Below are 25,667 nucleotides of genomic sequence, written 5' to 3' on the forward strand. Positions count from 1 at the left end.
CCGCCGGAGTGAAATCGCCGTGGGCGTGACGGGCGCCGGCAACTCCCGGCGCAAGGCTGAACCGCGCGGGGCTGGGTAGATTGGTGCGAGATCCCTCTCCTGAGGTGAGATCCCCTACGCCGACCGTGCCGGGAGCCCCCATGCCGTTCAGCCGCCTGGCCACCGTGACCACGCCCACCGCGCACATCGGGCTCGGCCTCGCCGCGGTCGGCCGCCCCGGCTACATCAACCTCGGCCGCGAAGCCGACCTCGGCGAGGACCGCAGCGTCGGCGCCCTCCGCGCCCGCACCCACGAACTCCTCGACGCGGCCTACGCGCAGGGCGTCCGCTACTTCGACGTGGCCCGCTCCTACGGCCGCTCCGAGGAGTTCCTGGCCGACTGGTTGGCCGCCCGCCCGGACGTCCAGGACATCGTCGTGGGCAGCAAGTGGGGCTACACCTACACGGCCGGCTGGTCGGCGGACGCCGAGACGCACGAGGTCAAGGACCACAGCCTGCAAACGTACGACCGACAGCGTGCCGAGACCGCCGAACTGCTCGGCGACCGGCTCGACCTCTACCAGATCCACTCGGTGACCCCGGACAGCCCCGCCCTCGCCGACAAGGAACTCCACGCCCGCCTCGCCGAAGCAGCGGCCACCGGCCTGACCATCGGCTTCTCCACCAGCGGCCCCGCCCAGGCCGACGCCATCCGCGCCGCCCTCGCCGTGACGGTCGACGGCGAGCCCCTCTTCCGTACCGTCCAGTCGACGTACAACGCCCTGGAGACCTCGGCGGGCCCGGCCCTCGCCGAGGCGCACGACGCCGGACTCACGGTGATCGTCAAGGAGGGCATGGCCAACGGGCGGCTGGCCGCCCCGCACGCGCCCGACGCCCTGCGGGCCGTGGCCGAGGAGACCGGTCTGGGCTGCGACGCCGTCGCCCTCGCGGTCGTGCTCCGCCAACCCTGGGCCGGGGTCGTCCTCTCCGGCGCGGCGACGGTCGCCCAGCTCGCCTCCAACCTGCACGCGGCCGTGGTCGACCTCGACGCGGACCAGCTGACCCGCCTCACCACCCTGGTCGAGGACCCGCACGCCTACTGGGAGCGCCGCGGCGGTCTGCCGTGGCACTGACACGTACGTGGCAGTGATACATATGCGGCCGTAGCCTCCCGGAGATACGTGTAACCGCACCAAACCGTCCCCGGCGGACTCCTCCCGGTACGCGCGTGGCCACCGTGAGACAAAGATGTCTCATATGGGTTACCCTTGTCTCATGGCCCTCGACCGCGACCACGTCCTGCGCAGCGCAGCCACCCTGCTGACCCGGAAATCCACCGCGACCATGGACGAGGTCGCCAAGGCCGCCGGGATCAGCCGGGCCACCCTGCACCGGCACTTCGCCGGGCGCGACGCGCTCGTGCGCGCGCTGGAGGCGCTCGGCATCGCGGAGTGCGAGGCGGCCCTGGACGCCGCCCGCCTGGACGAGGGTCCAGCGGCCGACGCCGTACACCGCCTGGTCCGCGAGATCGAACCGGCCGCGGGCCTGCTCGCCTTCCTCTACACCGAGAACCAGCTGTTCGAGGGCGACGGACAGAACCAGGGCTGGACGCGGATCGACGAACGCATCGCGGCCCTCTTCGGGCGAGGTCAGCGGAGCGGCGAGTTCCGTATCGACCTCACGCCCGCCTGGCTCACCGAGGCGCTGTACGGCCTGCTGGCCTCCGCCGCCTGGGCGGTCTCCGAAGGCCGCGTCGCCCCCAAGGACTTCACCCACATGATCGTCGAGCTGTTGCTCGGCGGCGCACGACGAAGAGAGGAATCATGACCGGCACCCTGCAGCCGGCGCGTGTCGCGGAGGCGGAGGAGCGGCGGCCGGGCCGCTGGGCTGCGCTTACGGTGCTGGTGCTCGCGGTGCTCCTGGTAGCCGTCGACGCGACGGTCCTCGGCCTGGCGACCCCCTACATCAGCGAAGACCTCAACCCCTCCGGCACCCAACTGCTCTGGATCGGCGACGTCTACTCGTTCGTCATCGCCGGTCTGCTGGTCTCGATGGGCAGCCTCGGCGACCGCATCGGCCGCAAGCGGATCCTGCTCGTCGGCGCGACGGCGTTCGGCGCGATATCCGTCCTGAACGCGTACGCGACGACCCCCGTGATGCTGATCGCGGCCCGCGCCCTGCTGGGCGTCGCGGGCGCGACCCTGATGCCGGCCACCCTCGCCCTGATCCGCAACCTCTTCCACGACCCGCGCGAGCGCAGCCTCGCCGTCGGCATCTGGGGCGCGGCGGCCTCGGCGGGCACGGCCGTCGGCCCGATCGTGGGCGGCTTCCTGCTCGAGCACTTCTGGTGGGGCTCGGTCTTCCTGATCAACCTGCCGGTGATGGTGGTCCTGGTCCTCGTCGGCCTCAGGACCCTCCCCGAGTCCCGCAACCCGGCCCCGGGTCCCTGGGACCTGATCAGCGTCGTGCTGTCGCTGGTCGGCATGATCGCCGTCGTGTACGCGGTGAAGGAGGCCGCGACCCACGGCCTCACCGGCGTCACCGCGGTCGCCGCCCTCCTCGGCGTCGTGGCCCTCTACGGCTTCGTCCGCCGCCAGCTCACCATGCCCAAGCCCCTGCTGGACATGCGGCTGTTCCGCAACCGCGGCTTCAGCGGCGCGGTCCTGGCCGACCTGCTGACCGTGCTCGGCATGTCGGGCCTGGTGTTCTTCCTCTCCCAGTACCTGCAACTGGTCCAGGGCAGACACCCGTTCGAGGCGGGCCTCGCCGAACTCCCGGCCGCGGTCGGCGCGGTGGCGGCGGGCCTGGTGGCCGGCCGGGCGGCCCGCCGTCACTCGGTACGGGCGGTGGTCTCCGGCGGCCTCGCGGCCGTCGGCGTGGCCCTCGCGGCCCTGACCACCCTCTCGCAGTCCACCGGATACCCGATCCTGGGCGCCGCCCTGCTGGTGGTCGGCATCGGGGCGGGGTTCTCCTTCACGGTCACGGCGGACGTCATCCTCTCCAGCGTCCCCAAGGACCAGGCCGGCGCCGCCTCGGCGGTCTCCGAGACGGCGTACGAACTGGGCGCGGCGCTGGGCATCGCCCTGCTCGGCTCCATCGTGATGGGCGTCTACCGCGGCTTCACGGCCCCGCCGGGCACCCCGGCCGCCGCCCGCGAATCGCTGGGCGCGGCCCTGGAGGCCTCGAAGACCATGCCCGCACCCACGGCGACCGACATGCTGACAGCGGCCCGCGACTCCTTCACCCACGGTCTCCACCTGGCCTCGGGCACAGGCGCCGCGGTCCTGCTGGCGACGGCAGCGGCAGCTTGGTTCCTGCTCAAGAACCAGAAACTCTGAGCGCCTCTCGCTGAAGCGCCCCTTCAGGGGCGGCGCTGGGGGAGGAACTGCGCGAGAAACCACGAAGCATCCGCGCCCGAAAAGCCACCGCCCCCCCCCGGAAAAATCACTTCTTATAACCCAGCACCGTCATCATCCCGCTCTCCGAGTGGTACTGGTTGTGACAGTGCAGCATCCACAACCCCGGGTTGTCGGCATCGAAGTCGAGCACCAGCTTCCGGTGCGGCAGCACGATCGTCGTGTCCTTGCGCGCCCCCGCCGAACTGATCCCGGTGACCGCGAACGTGTGCCCGTGCAGATGCATCGGATGCCACATGTCGGTCGCGTTGACGAGCGTCAGCCGCACCCGCTCACCGGACCGCACCTCATGCCGCTGCCGCACGTCGTACTGCTTGTGGTCGAACCCCCAGTCGTACCTCTCCATCGTGCCCGTGATCCTGATGAGCAGGTCGCGGTCGGGCACCCGGTCGTCCATAGCGACGGACTCGGCCGGCAACAGGCGGCGCGCCGGCACGATCTCGCGGTCCAGCTCGTCCGGGCGGACATCCGGCGCCGGAAGGTTTCTCCCCTTGTCGGTGCGGAGGATCGCGAGCGCCTTGCCCTTCTTGCCCTCGGCGAGCGCGACGAGCGGGAAGACGCCGTCCTTGGCGGTGACGAGGACGTCGTACCGCTCGGCCATGCCGACGAGCAGCGCGTCGGTCCTCTTGTGCTGCACGGGGTAGCCGTCGGTGTGGGTCACGGTCATCTCGTGGCCGCCGAGCGCGACCCGGAAGGCCGTCTCGGAGCCCGCGTTGATGATGCGGATCCGGACCCGGTCGCCGGGGCGGCAGCGGAAGACGGAGGGGTCGGTGCGCAGGCGCCCGTTGGCCAGGTAGTGCGGGTAGGCGACGTTGCCGCCCTCGCCGTGGAGGATCTGGCTGTGGGAGTTGCGCAGGACCCGGTCGGGACCCGTCGGCCTCTTCGACTTGGCGCTGGGAGCGGGCTTGGACGGCGACGCGGAGGCGTGCGCCGATCCGTGGGGGCTCGGGCTGCCATGGCCCGGGCCCATGCCCATCGCCATGCTCATCGCCATGGCCCCGCCCGGCTTGAGCTGGTCGAGCACCTGCTCGGGGTTGGAGCCGTCGATGTCGTCGACCCAGTCGTCCAGGACGACGATCCACTCCTGGTCGTAGGCGAGCGGCTCCTTCGGGTCGTCGACGATGAACGGCGCGTAGAGGGCCCGGTCGGGCTGCATGCCGACGTGCGAGTGGAGCAGATACGTGCCCGGGTGGGCGGCGGTGAAGCGGTAGACGAAGTCCGTGCCCGGCTCGATGGGCGGCTGGGTCAGGTCCGGAACACCGTCCATGTCGCAGCGCAGGCGCACCCCGTGGGCGTGCAGCGTGGTCTTCTCGGTCAGCTGGTTGGAGAGAGTCAGACTGAGGACGTCACCTGCGGTGACGCGCACCAGCGGCCCCGGGAGCGACTCGTTGTACGCCCAGCTGTGGACCGACCGCCCGCCCAGGTCCAGCATGCTCTTGGCAGCCGTGAACCTGATCATGCGGACGGGGCCGGACCCGCGCTTCCGCTCGGCCGCGAGCACCTCCGGGTCCGACGGGTTGACGTACCCCTTGGGCCCCTGCGGGACGAACGCCGCGGTTCCGGCCGTGTGCTGCGGGCCGGAACTGGGTTCGGAGCCCGAGTCGGAACATGCCGCGAGGAGTCCCGCGCCGACGGCAGCGAACGGAGCACGAAGCAGGGTACGCCGAGAAGGTTTCTGCATGTCTGAATAAGACATGCTGTGTGCTCATATGGCTGGTAAATGCAGATGAATGAACGAAGTGTCGGGGCAGATTCCACCGGCAGGCGGACGCCGGACGGGGGTCAGGCAGATGGCAGACAGAAGGGCACGGACCACCGGTCCGTGCCCGTCCGCCGAAAGAGTGTCAGCCGGCCCTCGCCGTCAGCCTGCCCGCGCCGTCAGGCGGCCTTCGCCTTCGTGGCGTACATGTCCACGTACTCCTGCCCGGACAGCCGCATCACCTCGGCCATCACCGAGTCGGTCACGGCCCGCAGCACGTAGCGGTCCCGGTCCATCCCCTCGTACCGGGAGAACTCCATGGCCTCGCCGAACCGGACGGTGACCTTGCCGGGCCGCGGGATGCCCGCACCGCCCGGCTGCAGCTTGTCCGTGCCGATCATCGCGAAGGGGACCACCGGCGCGCCGGTCATCAGCGTCAGCCGCGCGATGCCGGTACGGCCCCGGTAGAGCCGGCCGTCGGGGGAGCGGGTGCCCTCCGGGTAGATCCCGAAGATCCTGCCCTCGTCCAGGACCCGCTTGCCGGTCATCAGCGCGGCGACGCCGCCGCTCGCGCCGTCCCGGTCCACCGGGATCATGCCGACGCCGGTGAAGAACCAGGCCATCAGGCGGCCCTTGAAGCCCTTCCCGGTGACGTACTCGTCCTTGCCGATGAAGAACACCTGCCGCTTGCTCACGAGCGGCAGGATCATCGAGTCGATGAACGTGAGGTGGTTGCCGGCGAGGATGACCGGCCCGTCCCCCGGGATGTGCTCCACGCCCTCCACCTGGGGGCGGAACATCAGGCGCATGATCGGTCCGAGCACTGCCTTGATGAGCGCGAAGCGGGACAACGGGTCCTCCGATGTCGAGGGTCGGTATGAGTCTGTGCAGGTGAGGACATTACTCGCGGCTCCGTGGGAAGCGCACATCGGGTACGGCCGGTTCACCGAGGTCTTACGTACTGTTGACGCTGGTTTACCTGCGGTGACGCCCCGAAGTCGGCCCGTAACGCGCTCGCGACGATGTGACGGATGTCGCCGACGGACCGTCACGACTCGCCGTCCATCAGCCATACGGCGTCACCCGACCGTTGGGTCGGCGGTCTCCCTTCGGTCACATCCGCAGCCCTACGATCGGCCGGCAACAGAGGGCGAAGGTCAGGAGGGCGCTCATGAACACGCAGGACTCGAACGAGCGGACGCCGGCGAACGGCACGACCGGACGGCGGGCGCTGCTCGGTGCCGCGGTGCTCGGCGCGGGCGGCGCGGTCCTCGGACTGCCCGGCGCGGCCAGAGCGGCCGAGGCCAGGCAGACCGGTCACGGCGGCGGACTGAAGAGCCTCCCGAAGCCGACGATCATCGGTCACCGTGGCTCCAGCGGCTACCGCCCGGAGCACACCTTCGGCTCCTACGACCTCGCCCTCGACCTCGGCGCCGACGTCGTCGAGGCCGGTGACCTCGTCCCCACGAAGGACGGTCACCTGGTCTGCCGCCACGAGCCGGAGATAGGCGGCACCACGAACGTCGCCGACCACCCCGAGTTCGCGGACCGCAAGACCACCAAGACGCTGGACGGCGTGCCCACCACCGGCTGGTTCACCGAGGACTTCACGCTCGCCGAGCTGAAGACGCTGCGCGCGATCGAGCGCATCCCGGCCAACCGCCCGCACAACACGATCTACAACGGCCGCTGGGAGATCCCCACCTTCGAGGAAGTCCTCAAGTGGCAGGACGAGCAGACCCGCAAGCGCGGCAAGCAGGTCTGGATCTACCCCGAGACCAAGCACCCCACCTACTTCCGCCGCCTCGGCCTCGGCCTCGAGGAGCGCGTCGCCAAGCTGCTGCGCAAGTACGGCAAGGACAAGCGGAACTCGCCGGTCATCCTGCAGTCCTTCGAGCCCACCAGCATCCAGCGCCTGAACACGCTGCTCGACAACCCGCTGGTCGTGCTGCTCTCCGCCGCGAACACGCGGCCCTACGACTTCGTCGCGACCGGTGACCCGCGCACGGTCGCCGACCTGATCACGCCGAAGGGCCTGCGCGAGATCGCCGGTTACGCCCAGGGCATCGGCCCGACCGTGGACCTCATCATCCCGAAGGACGCGAACGGCAACTTCACCACGCCGAGCACCCTCGTCGCGGACGCGCACAAGGTCGGTCTGATCCTGCACCCGTACACCATGCGCAACGAGAACCCCTTCCTGCCGCCGGCCTACCGCAACGGCTCCGCCGCGGACGCCTACGGCAACGTCTTCCCGGTCTTCCAGAAGTACTTCGAGACCGGCATCGACGGCGTCTTCACCGACAACGCCGACACCGCCCTGCTGGCGCGCGCCGACTTCGTCAACGGCTGAGCCCCCGCACCCCGTTCGGGGTGTCTCCCGGCCGCTCCGGCAACCTGCCCCGGGGCGGCCGCGTCGTTCCGCATATGACGAACGACCTGGTCGCCGCCCTGCGCCCGCTGCTCACCGCCGAGGCCGCCGCCGAAGCACAGGCCTGCGGCAGCGACCCCCGCGACCTGGAGCAGACCGTCTGGCTCCGCCTCCTGGAGCGCCTGGAGACCCACGGCCCGCCCCGGGCCCCCGAGGACTGGCTGCGCCGGGCGGTCCGCGCCGAGTCCCGCCGCACCCGCCGTACCGCCCGCCGGGAACACCCGTACCCCGCCGACCCCGCCGACCCCACCGCCCCCACCCCCGAACAACGCGTCCTCACCACCGCCCGCCACCGCGCCCTGCGCGACGCGGTCGCCCGCCTCCCCGGCCGCTGCCCCCGCCTCCTGCAGGCGCTGCTCTCCCCGCAGGACCTGACATACCGGGAGATCGCGGGGGAGTTGGGTATCTCACAGGGCAGTCTCGGCCCGGAACGTTCCAGATGTCTGGGTTGTCTGCGTCGATTGTTGACGCCGGAGGTTGCGCCCGGCGAAGCGCGGGGATAGGAGTGAGAACGACAGGCGATCAGGTGAGCGGGAGGCGTGCGCACATGGGCATGAGCGTGACCATCTCGGTGGCGACCGAGCAGGATGCAGAGCAGATCTTCAGGCTCCAGTACCTGTGCTTCCAGAGTGAGGCGGCGCTGTACGGCAACTACCGCATCGACCCGCTCGTCCAGAGCCTCGACTCGGTCCGCCAGGAGCTCGCCACCGACTGCGTCTTCGTCGCCCGCCTCGGCGAGGAGGTCGTCGGCTCGGTCCGCGGCTCGGTCACCGAGGACGGCGCCGCCGCCATCGGCAAGCTCTGCGTCCACCCCCGCCTCCAGGGCCACGGCATCGGCGCGAGGCTGCTCCGCGCGGCCGAGGGCGCGTTGGAGGAGGAGCGCGGCGCCAAGCGGTTCCGTCTCTTCACCGGCCACCGCAGCGAGGGCAACCTCCGCCTGTACCGCCGGGTCGGCTACGAGACCGTAGGCACGTCGAAGGGCGCGGACGGCGTCCCGATGATCGTCCTGGAGAAGCCGGCCAGTACGTACGCGACAACGGCGTGACTTTTCAGCCCCCTTGGCTGTAGCGCCCCGTCAGGGGCGCTGGGGGTACCCCCGGCCGAAGGCCGGGGGAGGAACTGCGCGACCAGCCACGAACCATCCGCCGTCGCGCACGTTCCTCAGGCCGCTTCCCGCTGCGCGCCCTTCCGCAACCAGTACAACGCGGAAATCGGCAACAGCACGGGAATGAACACGTACCCCATCCCGTAGTCCGACCACACGGTCGCATCCGGGAACGCGGAAGAGTCGACGAGGGTCCACGTGCCCACGATCAACACCCCCGCGAGCTCGGCGGCGCAGCACACCTGAGCCACCCTGCGCGCGGTCTCGCCGCCCCGCACCAGCGTGTACGTGATGAACGCGTACACCACGCCGGCAACGGCGGACAGCGAGTACGCGAGCGGCGCCCGGTCGAACTCGGTCGCGATCTGGTAGGCAGATCGCGACACGGCCCCGACGACCATCACGCCGTAGAACCAGACCAGCAGCGTCCCCGGCCCACTGGTCAGCCGCTTCGGCCTCTCTTCCACGGCCGTCATCTCACCCTCCCCAGATGTCATAGAGCCGCACCTCCAGCACGGCCAGCACCACACCGCCCGCGGCGACCGTCACGGAACCCCACCGCGTCCGCTCGGCGAGCGACATGAACCCCGCGGCCGGCACGCACGCGAACGCGCCCAGCAGATAGGCGACGAAGATCGTCGTACCCTGGTCCGGCTTCTCGCCCCGCGCCAGCAGCACGATCCCGGCGATCAGCTGGATCACCGCCAGCACCGTCACCACGGCCATCCCGATGAAGTGCCAGTCCTTCGTCGGCTGGTCCCGGTACGCCGCCCAGCCGCACCACGCGGCGAGCAGCAGCGCGGCGACTCCGGTCACCGTCAGCAGGGCATTGAGCATGCGGTGACCTTATTACGGCCGAAACGGCCCGGTGCCGTCGCCCCTGCCCTGCACCGTAGGGTCTAGACCATGACGATCCACGCACAAGCCCTCCTGTTCGACAACGACGGCACCCTGGTCTCCTCCCTCGAATCGGTCGAGCGCTGCTGGACCCTCCCCCACGCCTAAAGGGCGCGGGGGGACCCCCACGGCGGCGGAGTACGGCGTCACCGAGGAGTTCGCCCGAGTCGAACTGCACGGACGGCCCGCCGCGGACATCGTCGCCGACCTGCTCCCGCCGGCCCTCGTGCCCGAGGCGGTCGCCCGAGTCGAACAGCTGGAGGTGGAGGACGTCCCCAACGGCGGCGTCCACCTGCTCCCCGGCACCGCCGCCCTCCTCGACACCCTGCCCGCCGACCGCTGGGCCGTCGTCACCTCCGCCACCCGCCGTCTGGCCGAGGCCCGTCTGGAAGCGGTCGGGATCCGGCCGAAGACGCTGGTCTGCGCCGACGACATCACCCGAGGCAAGCCCGACCCCGAGCCCTACCTCCTCGCCGCCCGGCAGCTGGGCGTCGACCCGGCGCACTGCGTGGTCTTCGAGGACGCCCCCGCCGGACTCCAGGCGGGCCGCGCGGCCGGTATGACCACCGTGGCGTTGGCCACAACCCACCAGGCGCACGAGCTGGACGCGGACCTCGTGGTGAAGGACCTCTCGGCCTTGTCCGCGCTGGTCACCGACCGCGCGGTCGAGATAGCGCCCCGCGGTTGAGAGCTGTCCGCCGCTGTCCGGCATGCGGACAGCGGCGGCCTGTCAGGACCGTAGGTCTGGTTTACTGATCGCATGACCACGACGAGCGACCGCACCCCTGCGACCGAGGCGACCATGACGCCCGGTGCTCGTTGTATGTGTCGAATGTGCGCCTTCTAGAGGGCCCCCGCACCACCCCAGAGCTCGCGCCCCGAAGCGAGACCGGTGGCATGTCCGTACGGCGCGACGCCGCCCGTACGTGACGCAAGCCGCCCCCCCGCGCACATGTTCTCCCCGGTTCAGCGCTGCTGCGAGAACCGTGCCGCGTCCCTGAACGAACGCACCCGTGCGCCCGGGCACACCCACGCCCGCGCACTCGACAGTGACGGAAACCCACGTGATCACCACCACGGGCCTGACCAAGGTCTACCGCTCCCGCGGCCGAGAGGTCACCGCCCTCGACGGCGTCGACCTGCACGTCCGCGAAGGCGAGGTGTACGGCGTCATCGGCCAGTCCGGCGCCGGCAAGTCCTCGCTCATCCGCTGCGTCAACCTGCTGGAGCGCCCCACCACCGGCACCGTGACGGTCGACGGACAGGACCTCACCGCCCTCGCCGGACGCGGTCCCCGGGCCGGCCGGGAGCTGCGGCAGGCGCGCAGCCGCATCGGCATGGTCTTCCAGCACTTCAACCTGCTGTCCTCCCGGACCGTCCAGGACAACGTCGAGCTGCCGCTGGAGATCCTCGGAAAATCAGGGAAGGAACGTTCCCGCAAGGCGCTTGAGCTGCTCGACCTCGTCGGGCTCGCCGACAAGGCGAAGGCCTACCCGGCCCAGCTCTCCGGCGGCCAGAAGCAGCGCGTCGGCATCGCCCGCGCCCTGGCCGGCGACCCCAAGGTGCTGCTCTCCGACGAGGCCACCAGCGCCCTCGACCCGGAGACCACCCGCTCCATCCTCCAGCTGCTGCGCGACCTGAACCGGCAGCTGGGCCTGACCGTCCTGCTCATCACGCACGAGATGGACGTCGTGAAGACCGTCTGCGACTCCGCCGCGCTGATGGAACGCGGCCGCATCGTCGAGCACGGGACCGTCAGCGAGCTGCTCGCGACCCCGGGCTCCGAACTGGCCGCCGCGCTCTTCCCGGTCGGCGGCGAGGCATCCGGCGACGACCGCACCGTCCTGGACGTCACCTTCCACGGCGAGGCCGCCACCCAGCCGGTCATCTCCCAGCTCTCCCGTACCTACAACATCGACATATCGATCCTCGGCGCCGCCATCGACACCGTCGGCGGCCTCCAGATCGGCCGGATGCGCATCGAACTGCCCGGCCGCTACGAGGACAACGTGGTGCCCATCGGCTTCCTGCGCGAACAGGGCCTGCAGATCGACGTGCTGGGCCAGGAGCCCGCGCTGGTGAAAGACGGTGCCAAGTGACCTGGTCCGAGATGCAGCCGCTGCTGTCCCAGGCGTGTTGGGACACCCTCTACATGGTCGGCTGGTCCACGCTGATCGCCGTCGTCGGCGGCCTTCCGCTCGGTGTCCTGCTCGTCCTCACCGACCGGGGCGGCCTGCTCCAGAACGTGCTGGCCAACAAGGTCATCGGGCAGATCGTGAACGTCGCCCGCTCGATGCCGTTCATCATCCTGATGGTCGCACTGATGAACTTCACCCGCTGGATCACCGGGACGACCATCGGGCGTGAGGCCGCCATCGTGCCGCTCGCGATCGGCGCGATCCCCTTCTTCGCCCGCCTCGTCGAGACGGCTGTCCGCGAAGTGGACGGCGGGCTCGTGGAGGCCGTGCAGGCGATGGGCGGCAACACCTGGACCGTCGTACGGAAGGTCCTCGTACCCGAGTCGCTGCCCTCGCTCATCTCGTCCACCACGACCACGATCGTCGCGCTCATCGGCTACTCCGCCATGGCCGGCACGGTCGGCGCCGGCGGGCTCGGCGACATCGCCATCCGCTACGGCTACCAGCGGTTCGAGACCGAGCTGATGTGGATCACGGTCGCCATCCTCGCCGTCGTCATCTCGGTCATCCAGTTCGCCGGCGACTACGCGGCCCGCTCCCTGCACCGCCGCGCCGGCCGGTCCGGCCCGGCGCCCAAGCTGCGCCTGCTGAAGGCCTCCACGGCCACCGGCGAGACCGTCTGAGCCCCAGCCACCCCCCCCCTCAAATTTCCTCGCACCACCAACCGCGGGGTCGCTCCACCCTTAAGGAAAGGCACTTTTCGTGCGTAACACCGCAAAGCTCACCGCCGCCGTCCTCACCGCAGGAGCCCTCACCATCGGGCTCACCGCCTGCGGCTCGGACAAGGACTCCGCCTCCTCCGACTACAGCGGACCGCTGGTCGTCGCGGCCAGCCCGACCCCGCACGCCGAGATCCTCGACTACATCAAGGACAACCTGGCGAAGAAGGCCGGACTCGACCTGGAGGTCAAGGAGTTCACCGACTACATCACGCCGAACACGGCGACCGAGGACGGCTCGGTGGACGCCAACTACTTCCAGAACAAGCCGTATCTCGACGACTTCAACAAGAAGCGCGGCACTCACATCGTGCCCGTCGTCACGGTGCACCTGGAGCCGCTCGGCCTCTACTCCCACAAGGTCAAGAGCGTCGACGCGCTGAAGAGCGGTGCGACCGTCGCCGTCCCCAACGACTCCGTGAACGAGGCGCGCGCCCTCAAGCTGCTCGCCGCCAACGGGCTCATCACCCTCAAGGACGGCGCCGGCAGCGAGGCGACCCCGCAGGACATCGCCAAGAACCCGAAGAACCTCCGGTTCAAGGAGGTCGAGGCGGCCCAGACCGCGCGTTCCCTGGACGACGTGGACGCCGCGGTGATCAACGGCAACTACGCCATCTCGGCCGGCATCAAGCCCGCCAAGGACGCCCTCGTCCTGGAGTCCGCGACGAACAGCCCGTACGGCAACTTCCTCGCGGTGAAGAAGGGGAACGAGAAGGACCCGCGGGTGAAGAAGCTCGCCAACCTCCTCACCTCGCCCGAGGTGAAGAAGTTCATCGAGGACAAGTACCAGGGCTCGGTCATCCCGTCCTTCTGAGACCTCTGACCGACGCCTCGCACGTCCAAAGCGAACGTATCGCCACGCACGGGGTCCATTCCCTCACAGGGGGTGGACCCCGTCGTGCGGTTCAGTGGTTTCATGCTGCATGCTGGGCAGTTCGCAGGCCCTGACGGTTTGGCCCTGAAGGATTTCCGAAGGTTACGGAGCGGCGCATGACTAGCACCTTCCCCAACATCTCCATCAGCACGGAGCGGTTGGTGCTGCGTCCCCTCGACGAGGACGACGTGCCCGCCCTGGCCGAGATGATGAACGACGAACAGGTCGGGGCCTGGACGTCCGTGCCGCAGCCCTACACCGAGGGCGACGCCCGCACCTGGATCACCGAGAGGGCCCCCGCCGAGCGCGCCGAGGGCCGTGGCATCGTCTTCGCCGTCACCGAGTTCCTCACCCAGCGCCTCGTCGGAATGGTGCACCTGCAGAACACGGACTGGCGCGTTCGTGCCAGCGAGATCGCGTACGTCGTCGCCCCCTGGGCCCGGGGTGAGGGGTACGCCACCGAGGCGGCCCTCGCCACCGCCCACTGGCTGTTCCACGACCAGAAGTTCGAGCGGATGGAGCTGCGCACCGCCGCCGACAACACCGCCTCCCAGCAGGTGGCCCAGAAGATCGGCTGTATCAGCGAGGGCGTGCTCCGCAACGCCTGGATAGCGCGGACCCGGGCGGAGAACGGGGAGTGGATCGACGTGCGCACCGATGTCATCGTCTGGAGCCTGCTGCCCGAGGACCTCGCCGGGGTCAGCGAACAACTGGCCGACACCGGGGGTTTCACCTCCTTCAACGACTGGAACTGACACCTCGGGGCCCCATGGAGGAACGACCGCCGTCACGACGACGGCACCTTCCACCAGGTAACCTCACGTAGCCCTACCTGCGTAAACCCTCTGGAGACCGACGACTATGGCCGACCGCGTCACAGTGATCGGCTGGGACGGCTCGCCGCTGACAGCCGCGGCACGCTCCGCCCTCGGCGCCGCCACGCTCGTCGCGGGCGCGGCCCACCATCTCGCGCTCCCCGAAGTGCCGCCCCGCGCCGAACGCATCCGCCTCGGCAGCGTCGCCCTCGCCGCCCGCCGCATCGCCGGCCACCGCGGCACCGCCGTGGTGCTCGCCGACGGCGACCCCGGCTTCTTCGGCGTCGTACGGACCCTGCGCGCACCCGAGTTCGGCCTGGAGGTCGAGGTCGTCCCCGCCGTCTCCTCGGTGGCCGCCGCCTTCGCCCGCGCGGGGATGCCCTGGGACGACGCACAGGTGGTGGTCGCACACCGGCGCACCCTGCGACGCGCGGTGAATGTGTGCCGCGCGCACACCAAGGTGGCGGTCCTCACCTCACCCGGCGCCGGCCCGGCCGAACTGGGCCTCCTCATGGAGGGCGTCCACCGCACCTTCGTCATCTGCGAGGAACTCGGCACCGAACGCGAGCAGGTCCACGTCGTCACTTCCGACAAGGCCGCCGACCACGCCTGGCGCGACCCCAACGTCGTCATCGTCATCGGCGGTACGACCGGACCGGTGACGGTTCCCGAGGGCGGCGGCTGGATCGCCGGCCGCGACCCGGCCACCGGCCCGCGCGGCTGGGTGCAGCCCGACGCGGAGTACGGCGACGGAGCCCCGCTCGGCGAAGGGGAAACGGATCTGCTGCGGGCCGCCCAACTCGCCCGCCTGGGGCCCCGGATCGGAGACCTGGTCTGGGACATCGGCTGCGGCAGCGGCGCGTTCGCCACCGAGGCCGCGCGCGCCGGAGCCGCCGTCATCGCCGTCGACCGGGACCTCGCGGCCTGCGTCCGCAGTGAGACGGCCGCCCGCAGGTTCGGGGTCCAACTCCAGATCGTGCACGGCGGCGCCCCGCACGTGCTGGAGAACCTGCCCGAGCCCGACGTCGTCCGGGTCGGCGGCGGGGGAGCGACGGTGGTCAACGCGGTCGCCGACCGTCGCCCGCAGCGCATCGTCACGCACGCCGCCACCCGCGACGCGGCCGAACTCGTCGGCCGCGACCTGACCGAGCACGGATACCAGGTCGAATGTGCCCTTCTCCAGTCCGTCGAACTCGACACCAGGGCCTGGACGGAGACCGAGCGGAACGTCGCGTTCCTGCTCAGCGGTGTTCTCCCCGAGCGCGCCCCGTGATCCTGTTGTCATACTGCGCGCGGTAGGCTGGCCGATCGCTGCACCGCACCGGTGACCCGGAAGTTCGTTCGTCAATATCCGGAAAACGCGCTCCTTTTGGGACCGGTGTGGTACGGCAGAACCGGGGACGCGCAACGTGGCGCAGTCCACAGCGGGCTGTCGCGGATCACGCTGTCGCGACGGTCGAACGGCCGGGACAATGCCACTGAATGGCTTTGTCGCCTTTTCCGGCGGGTCGTTCGTGCCGCTGGGCACGCACGCTCGTTCTTGACAGTGGGGCGGTCGGTGCGCCGCCCCGGGCGAGCTGGTCGTAGAAGGCACTAACCGATGGGCGAGGGGTACGCATGACGGACACCGGCCAGGTCCCGGGCGAGGGACTGCCGGAGAGCGCAGGCATGGTGGAACAGCCGGGCGTTCCCGCGCACGGCGCGTACACCTACCTCTCCGAGTCGCCTGCCGAGGACGAGGAAGACCTGCTGCTCCCCGGAGCCCAGGGCGCCTGGGGGAACGAGGTGCCGCCGCCGCCTCCGGAGCCGGTCGTCGAGACCGTCCACGAGCCCGGCCCGCACGAGATGGGCGGCCGGGACAGCGGCTCGGTCGACCTCACCGCCGTCCGGCTGCCCAGCTCGGTACCGGCGTCCCCGATCCTCTCCGTGCCGCACGACCCGGCGGCCGCCCCGGCGCCGCGCCGCCCGCTGCACCTCGGCCCGCCGATCCCGGACACCTCCACCAGTCCGGTCCGCTCCCTCGCCGACCGCGGCCCGGCCGGCACGCCGGTACGGCAGCCGGGCGCGGCGGCGTCCGGTCCCGAGTACCTCGACGTCCAGCCGCTGCACGAGGCGGTACCGCCGTCCGCCGCGCCCTGGGGAGCGCCGCAGACCATTCCGCAGCCGGCACAGCAGGCCGTCCCGCAGGCCGCTCCGGTGGCCCAGGTGGCCGCACAGGCCCCGGCTGCCGAAACGGTTGCTCCGGTTGTTCCGGCTGCGGAGACGGTTGCTGTCGCGGCTCCCGCCGCCCCTGCCGCTCCCGCTGTTCCGGAGCCCGAGCCGCAGCCCGCGGTCGCCCACGAGCTCGGAACTCCCGACCTGACCCGCGCCGCCCAGGCGGCCGTCGCCCGGCTCGCCACGGCTGCCGTGGTCACGGGGGCCGCGGGCGAGCCGCAGGCACCGGCGCTCGGCCCCGGCGCGCAGCCCGAGTCCACGTACGGTCCGCAGGGCGCGGCCCAGCCGGTCGACGGCGGCGTTCCGGTGCCGGTGGCCGAGCCGGTGGCGCCGCCGGTCGTGCAGGCGCCGGACGTCGCTCAGGCGACGCAGGTTCCGGAGGCTCCGGGGACCGCCGAGGTTCCGCAGGCTCCGCAGGCGCCTGATGCGGTGCCGACGCAGGTGGCTCCGGCCGGCTTGGTGGGTCCGGAGGCCGTGCAGGCTCCCGGTGCCGACACGGCAGCGGACGGCGTTGCCGCGTCGGTGCCTGAGGAGGCCGGTCCTCAGCTCGCGGAGCCGGAGCCGGTCGCGGAGGCACCGGCGGCCGCGCCGGAGCCGCAGGCCGTGGCGCCGGTCGAGGTCGAGCAGGCCACGGAGCCCGTGGTGCCCGAGCCGGGCCCGGCGCCGGAAGCGGTCGCGCCGGAGGCTGTCGCGCCGCACGTCGTCACGCCGGAAGTCGTCGCGGCGGAAGTTCTCGCGCCGGAGGCTGTCGCGCCGGAGGTTGTCGCGCCGGAGGTTGTCGCGCCCGAGTCCGACCCGGCTGCGGAGGCCGTCGCGGCCGAGCCCGTCCAGCCGGTGCCCGCCGTGCCGGTGCAGCCCGAGGAGGCTGCCGCCGAGCGGGCCGCCCCGGCAGCCCCCGCGCCCGTCGCCGCCGAGGTCCCCCAGGCATCCCCGTCGGCGGAGCCGCTCACGCCGCACGTCCCGGAGGCCGAGCAGAACACCGAGCCCGCGTCGGCCGACGTCCCCGCGGTGGCTGTCGTACCGGCGGCCGGTACTCCCGAGGCACATCCCGCCCAGCCGGTCCAGGTGCCCCTCGCCGGCCCGCAGATCCAGGGCTCGGCGCCCGCCGCCGAGGAGGCCCCGGAGACCGCCGTCCCGACGGAACCGGTGCCGGACCACCCCCTGGGCGAGTTCGTCCCCGTCGACGGCCAGGTGCCGACCACCCCGCACCTCGCCCCCACCCCGCCCCACCCGCTGGTCCTCCCCGTCCAGGACCAGAGCGGACCGGCACTGCCCGAGCAGGCCGCGACGGTCCCCGCACCCCGTGAGGCCGAACCCGCTCCGCTGCCGGAGCACCTCGATGTCGTACAGCAAGCGGAGGACCTGGACACCAGGGCCGCCGACCAGGAAGAGAGCACGGCCCCCGTGGCAGAAGCACGTCAGTCCACCGGCCCGGCCGCGCCCGCCTACGACGACGCCGAGCGCGAGGCCGTCCTCAAGGTCATGCGTGAACGCCGTGACATCCGCAACGGCTTCCGCAGCGACCCCATCCCGCACGAGGTGCTGCTGCGCGTCCTGGAGGCCGCCCACACCGCGCCCTCCGTCGGCCACTCCCAGCCCTGGGACTTCGTCGTCATCCGCTCGGCCGACACCCGCCGCTCGATGCACGAACTGGCCATGCGCCAGCGCGACGCCTACGCCAAGTCCCTTCCCAAGGGCCGCGCCAAGCAGTTCAAGGAACTGAAGATCGAGGCGATCCTCGACACCCCGGTGAACATCGTCGTCACCGCCGACCCGACGCGCGGCGGCCGCCACACCCTCGGCCGGCACACCCAGCCGCAGATGGCGCCCTACTCCGCCGCCCTCGCCGTCGAGAACCTCTGGCTCGCCGCCCGCGCCGAGGGCCTCGGCGTCGGCTGGGTCAGCTTCTTCGACGAGCGCGAGATGGTCCGCGCCCTCGGGCTGCCCGAGCACCTCGAGGTCATCGCCTACCTGTGCGTCGGGTACGTCGACGAGTTCCCGGACGAGCCCGAGCTGATGCAGGCCGGCTGGTCCAAGCGCCGCCCGCTCTCCTGGGTGGTGCACGAGGAGACGTACGGCCGCCGAGCGCTGCCCGGCGAGGACCCGCACGACCTGCTCGCGGAGACCGTCGCCAGTGTCCGCCCGCTGGACGCCAAGGCGCTCGGCGAGGCCTGGGAGCGGCAGAAGCGGATGACCAAGCCGGCCGGCGCGCTCGGCATGCTGGAGATCATCTCCGCACAGCTGTCCGGCCTGTCCCGGCAGTGCCCGCCGCCGATCCCGGAGCCCGCGGCCGTCGCGATCTTCGCCGGCGACCACGGGGTGCACGCCCAGGGCGTCACGCCGTGGCCGCAGGAGGTCACCGCGCAGATGGTGGCCAACTTCCTCGGCGGGGGAGCGGTCTGCAACGCGTTCGCCGGCCAGGTGGGCGCCGAGGTCTGCGTGGTCGACGTCGGCGTCGCGGCCGAGCTGCCCGCCACGCCGGGTCTCCTCCCGCGCAAGGTCCGGGCCGGCACGTCCGACATGACGACGGGCCCCGCGATGACCCGCGAGGAGGCCAAGCAGGCCATCGAAGTGGGCATCGAGACCGCACGTGACCTGGTGGCCGCCGGCAACAAGGCGCTCCTCACCGGCGAGATGGGCATCGCGAACACGACCGCCTCCGCCGCGCTCATCTCCGTCTTCACCGGAGCCGACCCCGCCGAGGTCACCGGCCGCGGCACCGGCATCAACGACGAGACCCTCGCCCGCAAGACCGAGGTGGTCCGCCGCGCCCTGGAACTCCACCAGCCGGACCCGGCCGACCCGATCGGCGTCCTGGCCGCGATCGGCGGCTTCGAACACGCGGCGATGGTGGGCCTGTTGCTGGGTGGCGCCTCCCTGCGCACGCCGGTGATCCTCGACGGCGTCAGCGCCGGCGCCGCCGCCCTGGTGGCCCGCGCCATCGCCCCCGAGGTCCTCGCCGCCTGCATCGCCGGCCACCGCAGCGCGGAACCGGGCCACGTGGCAGCCCTGAACAAGCTGGGCCTGCGCCCCCTGGTCGACCTCGACCTCCGCCTGGGCGAGGGCACGGGCGCCCTGCTGGCCCTTCCGCTGGTCCAGAGCACAGCGAGGGCCATGCACGAGGTGGCGACCTTCGACTCGGCGGGCGTGACGGAGAAGTAGGCCGACGGCGGTCCCGCGTTCCTGCAACGGCCGGCTGGTCGTTATTCGCTGTGGCTGTGGCTGTGGCTGTGGCTGTGGCTGTGGCTGTGGCTGTGGCTGTGGCTGTGGCTGTGGCCGGTGGCCGATGGCCGATGGCCGATGGCCGATGGCCGATGGCCGATGGCCGATGGCTGCGGGCCGCGGGACGGCGGCGCCGGGTTCGTTGTCGGTCGACCGGGTGGTTGTGGGCAGTCGTTCCTCCCCCAGTGCCTTAAGGGCCTGGGAGGTGCCCCCAGGGCGGAACGGGTGGGCACAACCACCCACCGTCCTGCACCCGGCACCCGACGCCCAGCCATCGGACACCTGACCCGCCCACACCCGGCGCCACCTAAAATGCCCACGTCAGGGCTACCCATCGCCGCCGAAAGAGGAGCCGCACCTCATGGCCGAACACCCCGCCTACCCCGTAGGCCTCCGCCTCACCGGCCGCAAGGTGGTCGTCCTCGGCGGCGGCCAGGTAGCCCAGCGCCGCCTCCCCGCCCTCATCGCGGCCGGCGCCGACATCACCCTCGTATCCCCCGAAGCCACCCCCTCCGTCGAGGCGATGGCCGACGCCGGCGAGATCACCTGGGCCAGGCGGCCCTACCAGGACGGCGACCTGGGCGAAGCCTGGTACGCCCTGATCGCCACCAGCGACCCCGCCGCCAACACCGCCGCCTCCGCCGAGGCCGAGCGCCACCGCGTCTGGTGCGTGCGCTCCGACGACGCCGACCAGGCCACCGCCTGGACCCCGGCGACCGGCCACAGCGAGGGCGTCACGGTCGCCGTCCTCACCACGGACGCGCGCGGCCGCGACCCCCGCCACACCGCCGCCATCCGGGACGCGGTCGTCGAGGGCCTGCGCGACGGCACCCTCGTCGCCCCCCACCACCGCACCCGCACCCCCGGCGTCGCCCTGGTCGGCGGCGGCCCCGGCGACCCCGACCTCATCACGGTCCGCGGCCGCCGCCTGCTGGCCGCCGCCGACGTCGTCATCGCCGACCGCCTCGGCCCCCGCGACCTCCTCGCCGAACTCCCGCCGCACGTCGAGGTGATCGACGCCGCGAAGATCCCGTACGGCCGCTACATGGCCCAGGAGGCCATCAACAACGCCTTGATCGAACACGCCAAGCAGGGCAAGTCGGTCGTACGGCTCAAGGGCGGCGACCCCTACGTCTTCGGCCGGGGCATGGAGGAGGTCCAGGCGCTCGCCGAGGCCGGCATCCCCTGCACCGTCGTCCCCGGCATCTCCAGCTCGATCTCCGTGCCGTCCGCCGCGGGCATCCCGGTCACCCACCGGGGCGTCGCACACGAGTTCACGGTGGTCAGCGGCCATGTCGCGCCTGACGACGAGCGCTCGCTGGCCGACTGGCCGTCCCTCGCGAAGCTCACCGGGACCCTCGTCGTCCTCATGGGCGTCGACAAGATCGGCAAGATCGCCGAGACCCTGGTCGCGCACGGGAAGTCCCCGGAGACGCCCGTCGCCCTGGTCCAGGAAGGCACGACGGCCGCTCAACGCCGGGTCGACGCGACCCTCGCCACGGTCGCCGAGGTCGTCCGCGCGGAGGAAGTGAAACCCCCCGCGGTCATCGTGATCGGCGAGGTCGTGAACGTCGGGCCACGGCCGACCGCCTGAAAGGGCACCCGCGCGGGCATCGACGTAACCCCGGGTAACACAACCCGCCCCAGACCATTGGCACCCCACCCAGGACAAGGCAGTATCACCCTGTGGCCGATCTCATCACCGTTGAGGATCCCGACGACCCGCGCCTGCGCGACTACACGGGCCTGACCGACGTCGAGTTGCGCCGCAAGCGCGAACCGGCCGAGGGCCTGTTCATCGCCGAGGGCGAGAAGGTCATCCGCAGGGCCAAGGACGCGGGCTACGAGATGCGTTCCATGCTCCTGTCCGCCAAGTGGGTCGATGTCATGCGCGACGTCATCGACGAACTCCCGGCCCCCGTCTACGCGGTCAGTCCGGAGCTCGCCGAGAAGGTCACCGGCTACCACGTGCACCGCGGTGCCCTCGCCTCCATGCAGCGCAAGCCGCTGCCGACGGCCGCCGAGCTGCTGCGCACCACCCGCCGGGTCGTCGTCATGGAGTCGGTCAACGACCACACCAACATCGGCGCGATCTTCCGCTCGGCGGCGGCCCTCGGCATGGACGCGGTGCTGCTCTCCCCGGACTGCGCCGACCCGCTCTACCGGCGCAGCGTGAAGGTCTCGATGGGCGCGGTCTTCTCGGTGCCGTACGCCCGTCTCGACACCTGGCCCAAGGGCCTGGACTCGGTCCGCGAGGCAGGCTTCACGCTGCTCGCCCTCACGCCGGACGAGAAGGCCCGCAGCCTGGACGAGGCGGCCCCGCACCGGATGGACAGGGTCGCCCTGATGCTCGGCGCGGAGGGCGACGGCCTCTCCACGCAGGCCCTGGTCGCCGCCGACGAATGGGTGCGCATCCCGATGTCCCACGGCGTCGACTCCCTCAACGTGGGCGCGGCGGCCGCGGTCGCCTTCTACGCGGTGACCACCGGCCGCCCCGAGGCGTAGGACCCGCTACTCCCTGAGGGCCACGGCCTTCGCGGCTACGACACCGCCACCCGGCACACCCATCCCGTGCGCCGGGCCGGAACAGCCCTGGGCCAGCGCGATCCCGAGCGCCACCAGCAGGGTCACCACGACGAACACGAACAGCCGCTGGCGCAGCAGCCGCGGATTGGCCGGCCGCCGTCCGGCACCCGTGGGACGCGGCCCGGGACGGCCGCTACCACCGCGCGACGCGGGCCGGTTCCCGGTCCCGTTCCCGGGCCGGGTGCCGTTGCCGCGTGGGGCGGGTGTGGGGCGCGCGCCGTTCGGCCGGGACGGCACACCGCCGGTCGGGCGCGGGCCGCTGCCGCCGCGCGAGGGAGCGTTGCCCCGCACCGGCGCGCCCGACGCGCCTGCCGAGGACTGCGGCCGACGCTGGGTGCGGTGCGGATCCGGGTAGTTCGGGTAGGTCTCGGTGAGCCGCCCGGTGGGCCGGTCCGCCTCCGCGGCACGCGGCGCGGGCGGCCGTACGTCGGCCAGCCCCTGCGCCTCGCGCGCGGCGATCTCCTTCAGCCGGAGCGACAGCTGGAGCGTGCTCGGCCGCTCCTCCGGGTCCTTGGCCAGGCAGGCCCGCACCAGCGGAGCGAGCGCGTCCGGCACGCCGTGCAGCTGCGGCTCCTCGTGGACGACCCGGTAGAGCATGACCTCGGAACTGCCGTGCCCGAAGGGCGAGTCACCGGTCGAGGCGTAGGCGAGGGTCGCGCCGAGCGAGAAGACGTCCGTGGCGGGGGTGACGGCCGCCCCGCGCACCTGCTCGGGCGCGAGGAACCCGGGAGAGCCCACCGCCGTACCGACGTGGGTGAGGGTGGAGGCCCCGGTGGCCCAGGCGATGCCGAAGTCGATGATCCGCGGTCCCTTCGGGGACAGCAGGATGTTCGACGGCTTGAGATCGCGGTGCACGACCCCGGCCTCGTGCACGGCGACCAGGCCCTCGGACAGCGCCGCGCCGACCGCCGCCGCGTCCGCCGCGCCCAGCGGGCCGTCGTCGGCGACCTTGTCGTGCAGCGAGGGACCGGGCACGTACTGGGTGGCGAACCACGGGCGCTCGGCCTCCAGGTCCGCCGCGACCAGCCGTGCGGTACAGCCGCCCCTGATCCGCCGGGCCGCCGAGACCTCACGGGCGAAGCGGGACCGGAACTCCTGGTCCTCCGCCAGATCGGGCCGGATCACCTTCAGCGCGACCCGCTGCCCCTTCTTGTCGGAGCCGAGGTAGACCACGCCCATTCCGCCGGCGCCGAGCCTTCTGTGAAGCCTGAACGAGCCGACGACGCGCGGGTCCTCGCGCCTCAGGCGCATCATCGCCATGTTCATCCCCGCTGCCCGGTCCGTCTGACGTGGCACAGCTTACGTTTACCGGGCCGCCCGTGCGCAGAGGCCGCGCCCTCTCGGCACGATGGATTGTCAGTGCCGGGTGCGAGACTTGAGGAGTGGTCAGGAAGGCGCCGTTATCGGCTCCTTTGACCACCCCTCTGCTCCAACAAGCCGTCACAGAAGGGGGATTGATGCTGTGAAGGGTGACCGCGTGGAGATAGTCGTGGACGCCGGCGACACGACCCGTACGTACGAGGTGGTGGCGAGCAGGGCGGGCCGCCGGGTGGAGACAGCGGTACGGCGGGGGGTGGTGGAAGTGAGCGAAGTCACGCGCAACGGAGCCGTCGTCCGGACCGCCCGCTTCATGGCGACCAGGGTCCTGGCCCTCGTCGAGCAGCCGGTGCCCCGCGAGGACAGCTCGGAAAAACCGGGAAGGACCGGGCACCCCCTCCGGGAAGACCCTGAGGGGTAGGACGAGACGTAGGACCCGTCTCCACCCAGGGGAGTAGACCGCAGGTCACGGCTCATCCTCTCGGAGGCCCGCGATTCGGTACGAGGGCATGACGTCCGCGAGGTGGCACGCGCCTAGATTTGAGGTCAAGCGGCGGGTGCAGCACTCGTCCCCCGAGGTCAGACACCCGCCGCTGCCAACGACAACTGAGCACGGTCAGGAGAGGGACCATGGCCCTTACGGCACAGCGGACACACACCACCCGCCCCCGCCGGCAGGGCCGCCGCCACCCACTGGTGGCGACGCTGATGGCCCTTCCCCTGGCGGTCCTGCTCCTCGTCGTCTTCGACGGCTGGGAGACAGTGGCCACACAGGCGTCGTCCGTGGGAGTGATGCTGGGGCGCTGAGCGGCGACCCCAGGCCCGGAAGAGCGGTCCGGGCGGGGACATCCACCCATGAAACCCCGTGGGGACGGGGGTGCGGCGGACGGCAAAATGCCGGCGCAGCTGGGGAGCTGCGCCGGCATTGCTTTTTTGTGCAGCAGCAGCAGCGTGCGTGCGTCGTTCGTCTGCAGGCCGGTGGGGGGTGGTCGCGCACGCAGTTCCCCGCGCCCCTGAAAACGCAGCAACTGCGGGCAGTCGTGCCGCCGGGGCGGGCGGCACGGGTGGGCGCTGGGGATCCCCCTGGCCGAAGGCTGGGGGAGGCACCCCGCAAGCGCGGGCAAGCGACACCCCGCTGCCCCGGCCCCAGGCTGTGAACCCCGGCCCACCGCACCCACGTACCCTCACCGCAGCGCAGCCGCACCTCCCGGGGGACCGCATGACCGCAGACGTACTGCCCCAGCTGACCGCCGAGGTCACAGCCGCCGCCCACCCGGACGCAACCCCCTGCCGCTGCGGCGCAGGCACCTCCACCCTCGCCCACCGCCCCGACACCACGGTCCTCCGCCACGCGGCGACCGTCGGCAAGGCCCACGCCCCCGACACCGACCCCACCGCCCTCACCCTCCGCCTGGCCATTGCCACCCGCCTCCCCGACGTCTTCCTCCCGCCCCTCGCCCCGGCCCCCGCCGCCTTCGTCGGCGACCGCCCCGTCACCCTCTGGCCGTACGGCGCCCCCGTGGACCCCGACGCCCCGGAGGCCGCCCCCTGGGAAGCCGCCGCCACCCTCCTCGCCCTGCTGCACCGCGCCCCGCCCACCCCCGCCGCGCCCCCGATGCGCGGCCCCGCGAAGGCGGCCCACGCGATAGCCCGGCTCAGGCAAGCCCTCGCGGACGCGGGCGCCCACCCCGCCGCGCCACCCGTCCTCCGCGCCTGGTCCGCGCTGCCCGCCTGGGCCCGCGCCGAGGCCCCGATGTGCGGCCCCGGCACCCTCTGCCACGGCGACCTGCACCTCGGCCAGCTGGTCCGGCACCCGGCGCCGGACGGCCCGTGGCGCCTCATCGACGTGGACGATCTCGGCGTGGGCGCCCCCGCCTGGGACCTGGCCCGCCCCGCGTCCTGGTACGCCTGCGGCCTCCTCCCGCCCGACGAGTGGACCCGCTTCCTCGGCGCCTACCGCGCGGCCGGCGGTCCGGCCGTGCCGCGGGACGGCGACCCCTGGCCCGCCCTGGACGTCCCGGCCCGCGCCCTCACCGTCCAGACCGGTGCGCGCTACCTCGCGAAGGCGATCGCGGCGGATCGCCCCCTGGACGAGGTGGAGCAGTCCCTGGTCGACGCTTGCGCCCGAATGGCCCCGGAATGACCGTTCGTCCGGCCCGGTTGGCACCCGATTCCCCGAAGTAGGCTGCAACCGG

At 72.0% G+C, this 25,667-nt stretch carries 22 protein-coding genes and 1 pseudogene; 18 read left to right on the top strand and 5 right to left on the bottom strand.

The features are described 5' to 3' along the window. Positions 1 to 140: 140 nt before the first annotated feature. The 3 genes from ACFY0P_RS30840 (at position 141) to ACFY0P_RS30850 (ending at position 3,317) form a co-directional block, all read left to right on the top strand. Positions 141 to 1,112, top strand: a complete 972-nt coding sequence (locus tag ACFY0P_RS30840; RefSeq protein ID WP_388920274.1) for an aldo/keto reductase — start codon at positions 141 to 143, stop codon at positions 1,110 to 1,112. A gap of 142 nt (positions 1,113 to 1,254) precedes the next feature. Continuing rightward, a complete protein-coding gene (locus ACFY0P_RS30845) occupies positions 1,255 to 1,806 on the top strand; it encodes a TetR/AcrR family transcriptional regulator (RefSeq protein ID WP_388920277.1) in 552 nt (183 codons plus the stop codon). After that, on the top strand, positions 1,803 to 3,317 hold the full coding sequence (locus tag ACFY0P_RS30850) for an MFS transporter (RefSeq protein WP_388920280.1): 1,515 nt from the start codon (positions 1,803 to 1,805) through the stop codon (positions 3,315 to 3,317). The genes ACFY0P_RS30845 and ACFY0P_RS30850 overlap by 4 nt, the downstream gene beginning before the upstream one ends. Positions 3,318 to 3,423: 106 nt before the next feature. Here ACFY0P_RS30850 and ACFY0P_RS30855 read toward each other — a convergent pair whose 3' ends face one another. Together ACFY0P_RS30855 and ACFY0P_RS30860 are read right to left on the bottom strand one after the other, a co-directional pair. Next, positions 3,424 to 5,076: a multicopper oxidase family protein gene (locus ACFY0P_RS30855; protein WP_388920283.1), complete on the bottom strand. Its 1,653-nt coding sequence runs from the start codon at positions 5,074 to 5,076 to the stop codon at positions 3,424 to 3,426. A 197-nt stretch (positions 5,077 to 5,273) separates the two neighbouring features. Continuing rightward, complete coding sequence (locus ACFY0P_RS30860) at positions 5,274 to 5,945, bottom strand: 1-acyl-sn-glycerol-3-phosphate acyltransferase (RefSeq protein ID WP_089103180.1); 672 nt, start codon at positions 5,943 to 5,945, stop codon at positions 5,274 to 5,276. A 320-nt stretch (positions 5,946 to 6,265) separates the two neighbouring features. On the opposite strand from ACFY0P_RS30860, the gene ACFY0P_RS30865 reads away from it, so the two are divergent. The 3 genes from ACFY0P_RS30865 (at position 6,266) to ACFY0P_RS30875 (ending at position 8,570) form a co-directional block, all read left to right on the top strand. Continuing rightward, complete coding sequence (locus tag ACFY0P_RS30865) at positions 6,266 to 7,447, top strand: glycerophosphodiester phosphodiesterase (protein WP_388920286.1); 1,182 nt, start codon at positions 6,266 to 6,268, stop codon at positions 7,445 to 7,447. Positions 7,448 to 7,521: 74 nt separating this feature from the next. Continuing rightward, positions 7,522 to 8,028 (top strand): RNA polymerase sigma factor, encoded by a 507-nt coding sequence (locus tag ACFY0P_RS30870; RefSeq protein WP_388920289.1) that lies wholly within the window; start codon positions 7,522 to 7,524, stop codon positions 8,026 to 8,028. Positions 8,029 to 8,072: 44 nt separating this feature from the next. Next, positions 8,073 to 8,570, top strand: a complete 498-nt coding sequence (locus tag ACFY0P_RS30875) for a GNAT family N-acetyltransferase (protein ID WP_365796558.1) — start codon at positions 8,073 to 8,075, stop codon at positions 8,568 to 8,570. A 116-nt stretch (positions 8,571 to 8,686) separates the two neighbouring features. On the opposite strand, the gene ACFY0P_RS30880 is transcribed toward ACFY0P_RS30875, so the two are convergent. Together ACFY0P_RS30880 and ACFY0P_RS30885 are read right to left on the bottom strand one after the other, a co-directional pair. Continuing rightward, positions 8,687 to 9,106, bottom strand: coding sequence for a hypothetical protein (locus ACFY0P_RS30880; protein ID WP_388920293.1), 420 nt, complete (start codon positions 9,104 to 9,106; stop codon positions 8,687 to 8,689). Position 9,107: 1 nt separating this feature from the next. Further along, a complete protein-coding gene (locus tag ACFY0P_RS30885; protein ID WP_388920296.1) occupies positions 9,108 to 9,467 on the bottom strand; it encodes a hypothetical protein in 360 nt (119 codons plus the stop codon). A gap of 69 nt (positions 9,468 to 9,536) precedes the next feature. On the opposite strand from ACFY0P_RS30885, the pseudogene ACFY0P_RS30890 reads away from it, so the two are divergent. The 9 genes and pseudogenes from ACFY0P_RS30890 to ACFY0P_RS30930 all read left to right on the top strand — a co-directional run bounded on the left by ACFY0P_RS30890 (position 9,537) and on the right by ACFY0P_RS30930 (position 22,074). Next, positions 9,537 to 10,215, top strand: a pseudogene (locus tag ACFY0P_RS30890) (HAD family hydrolase). A 376-nt stretch (positions 10,216 to 10,591) separates the two neighbouring features. Further along, positions 10,592 to 11,626, top strand: coding sequence for a methionine ABC transporter ATP-binding protein (locus ACFY0P_RS30895; RefSeq protein WP_388920299.1), 1,035 nt, complete (start codon positions 10,592 to 10,594; stop codon positions 11,624 to 11,626). Next, positions 11,623 to 12,348, top strand: coding sequence for a methionine ABC transporter permease (locus ACFY0P_RS30900; RefSeq protein WP_388920302.1), 726 nt, complete (start codon positions 11,623 to 11,625; stop codon positions 12,346 to 12,348). The genes ACFY0P_RS30895 and ACFY0P_RS30900 overlap by 4 nt, the downstream gene beginning before the upstream one ends. A 79-nt stretch (positions 12,349 to 12,427) precedes the next feature. After that, positions 12,428 to 13,258: a MetQ/NlpA family ABC transporter substrate-binding protein gene (locus ACFY0P_RS30905; protein WP_388920305.1), complete on the top strand. Its 831-nt coding sequence runs from the start codon at positions 12,428 to 12,430 to the stop codon at positions 13,256 to 13,258. A 176-nt stretch (positions 13,259 to 13,434) separates the two neighbouring features. Further along, positions 13,435 to 14,073 carry a GNAT family N-acetyltransferase gene (locus ACFY0P_RS30910; RefSeq protein ID WP_388920308.1) on the top strand — a complete coding sequence of 213 codons (639 nt, stop codon included), beginning with the start codon at positions 13,435 to 13,437 and terminating at the stop codon, positions 14,071 to 14,073. A gap of 106 nt (positions 14,074 to 14,179) precedes the next feature. Beyond that, positions 14,180 to 15,406, top strand: a complete 1,227-nt coding sequence (cbiE, locus tag ACFY0P_RS30915) for a precorrin-6y C5,15-methyltransferase (decarboxylating) subunit CbiE (protein WP_388920311.1) — start codon at positions 14,180 to 14,182, stop codon at positions 15,404 to 15,406. Positions 15,407 to 15,750: 344 nt separating this feature from the next. Further along, complete coding sequence (gene cobT / locus ACFY0P_RS30920) at positions 15,751 to 19,509, top strand: nicotinate-nucleotide--dimethylbenzimidazole phosphoribosyltransferase (protein WP_388920314.1); 3,759 nt, start codon at positions 15,751 to 15,753, stop codon at positions 19,507 to 19,509. Between the two features lie 421 nt (positions 19,510 to 19,930). Further along, entirely contained in the window at positions 19,931 to 21,163 is a 1,233-nt protein-coding gene (cobA, locus tag ACFY0P_RS30925) for a uroporphyrinogen-III C-methyltransferase (RefSeq protein ID WP_388920317.1), read from the top strand. Between the two features lie 92 nt (positions 21,164 to 21,255). After that, positions 21,256 to 22,074 carry an RNA methyltransferase gene (locus ACFY0P_RS30930; RefSeq protein ID WP_089103193.1) on the top strand — a complete coding sequence of 273 codons (819 nt, stop codon included), beginning with the start codon at positions 21,256 to 21,258 and terminating at the stop codon, positions 22,072 to 22,074. 6 nt (positions 22,075 to 22,080) lie between these two features. Here the strand turns inward: ACFY0P_RS30930 and ACFY0P_RS30935 are convergent, their stop codons facing one another. Beyond that, positions 22,081 to 23,421 (bottom strand): protein kinase, encoded by a 1,341-nt coding sequence (locus tag ACFY0P_RS30935; RefSeq protein ID WP_388920857.1) that lies wholly within the window; start codon positions 23,419 to 23,421, stop codon positions 22,081 to 22,083. Positions 23,422 to 23,617: 196 nt separating this feature from the next. On the opposite strand from ACFY0P_RS30935, the gene ACFY0P_RS30940 reads away from it, so the two are divergent. The 3 genes from ACFY0P_RS30940 to ACFY0P_RS30950 all read left to right on the top strand — a co-directional run bounded on the left by ACFY0P_RS30940 (position 23,618) and on the right by ACFY0P_RS30950 (position 25,615). Next, the gene (locus tag ACFY0P_RS30940; RefSeq protein ID WP_294001445.1) at positions 23,618 to 23,893 is read left to right on the top strand and encodes a hypothetical protein; all 276 of its coding nucleotides are present in this window, start codon (positions 23,618 to 23,620) and stop codon (positions 23,891 to 23,893) included. Positions 23,894 to 24,102: 209 nt separating this feature from the next. Further along, positions 24,103 to 24,279, top strand: a complete 177-nt coding sequence (locus tag ACFY0P_RS30945) for a hypothetical protein (protein ID WP_123978469.1) — start codon at positions 24,103 to 24,105, stop codon at positions 24,277 to 24,279. Between the two features lie 412 nt (positions 24,280 to 24,691). Continuing rightward, positions 24,692 to 25,615: a phosphotransferase family protein gene (locus ACFY0P_RS30950; RefSeq protein ID WP_388920322.1), complete on the top strand. Its 924-nt coding sequence runs from the start codon at positions 24,692 to 24,694 to the stop codon at positions 25,613 to 25,615. The last annotated feature ends 52 nt before the right edge of the window (positions 25,616 to 25,667 follow it).

Origin of the sequence: Streptomyces sp. NPDC001714, from assembly GCF_042892755.1 — a bacterium.
Classification (GTDB): domain Bacteria; phylum Actinomycetota; class Actinomycetes; order Streptomycetales; family Streptomycetaceae; genus Streptomyces.

Excerpts from the sequence above, each read along its gene's own strand:
- cbiE (WP_388920311.1), top strand. The coding sequence starts at position 14,180 with ATGGCCGACCGCGTCACAGTGATCGGCTGGGACGGCTCGCCGCTGACA.
- ACFY0P_RS30855 (WP_388920283.1), bottom strand. The coding sequence starts at position 5,076 with ATGCAGAAACCTTCTCGGCGTACCCTGCTTCGTGCTCCGTTCGCTGCC.
- ACFY0P_RS30945 (WP_123978469.1), top strand. The coding sequence starts at position 24,103 with ATGGCCCTTACGGCACAGCGGACACACACCACCCGCCCCCGCCGGCAG.
- ACFY0P_RS30885 (WP_388920296.1), bottom strand. The coding sequence starts at position 9,467 with ATGCTCAATGCCCTGCTGACGGTGACCGGAGTCGCCGCGCTGCTGCTC.
- ACFY0P_RS30880 (WP_388920293.1), bottom strand. The coding sequence starts at position 9,106 with ATGACGGCCGTGGAAGAGAGGCCGAAGCGGCTGACCAGTGGGCCGGGG.
- ACFY0P_RS30870 (WP_388920289.1), top strand. The coding sequence starts at position 7,522 with ATGACGAACGACCTGGTCGCCGCCCTGCGCCCGCTGCTCACCGCCGAG.
- ACFY0P_RS30910 (WP_388920308.1), top strand. The coding sequence starts at position 13,435 with ATGACTAGCACCTTCCCCAACATCTCCATCAGCACGGAGCGGTTGGTG.
- cobT (WP_388920314.1), top strand. The coding sequence starts at position 15,751 with ATGACGGACACCGGCCAGGTCCCGGGCGAGGGACTGCCGGAGAGCGCA.
- ACFY0P_RS30875 (WP_365796558.1), top strand. The coding sequence starts at position 8,073 with ATGGGCATGAGCGTGACCATCTCGGTGGCGACCGAGCAGGATGCAGAG.
- ACFY0P_RS30950 (WP_388920322.1), top strand. The coding sequence starts at position 24,692 with ATGACCGCAGACGTACTGCCCCAGCTGACCGCCGAGGTCACAGCCGCC.
- ACFY0P_RS30935 (WP_388920857.1), bottom strand. The coding sequence starts at position 23,421 with ATGAACATGGCGATGATGCGCCTGAGGCGCGAGGACCCGCGCGTCGTC.
- ACFY0P_RS30845 (WP_388920277.1), top strand. The coding sequence starts at position 1,255 with ATGGCCCTCGACCGCGACCACGTCCTGCGCAGCGCAGCCACCCTGCTG.
- ACFY0P_RS30840 (WP_388920274.1), top strand. The coding sequence starts at position 141 with ATGCCGTTCAGCCGCCTGGCCACCGTGACCACGCCCACCGCGCACATC.
- ACFY0P_RS30865 (WP_388920286.1), top strand. The coding sequence starts at position 6,266 with ATGAACACGCAGGACTCGAACGAGCGGACGCCGGCGAACGGCACGACC.
- cobA (WP_388920317.1), top strand. The coding sequence starts at position 19,931 with ATGGCCGAACACCCCGCCTACCCCGTAGGCCTCCGCCTCACCGGCCGC.
- ACFY0P_RS30850 (WP_388920280.1), top strand. The coding sequence starts at position 1,803 with ATGACCGGCACCCTGCAGCCGGCGCGTGTCGCGGAGGCGGAGGAGCGG.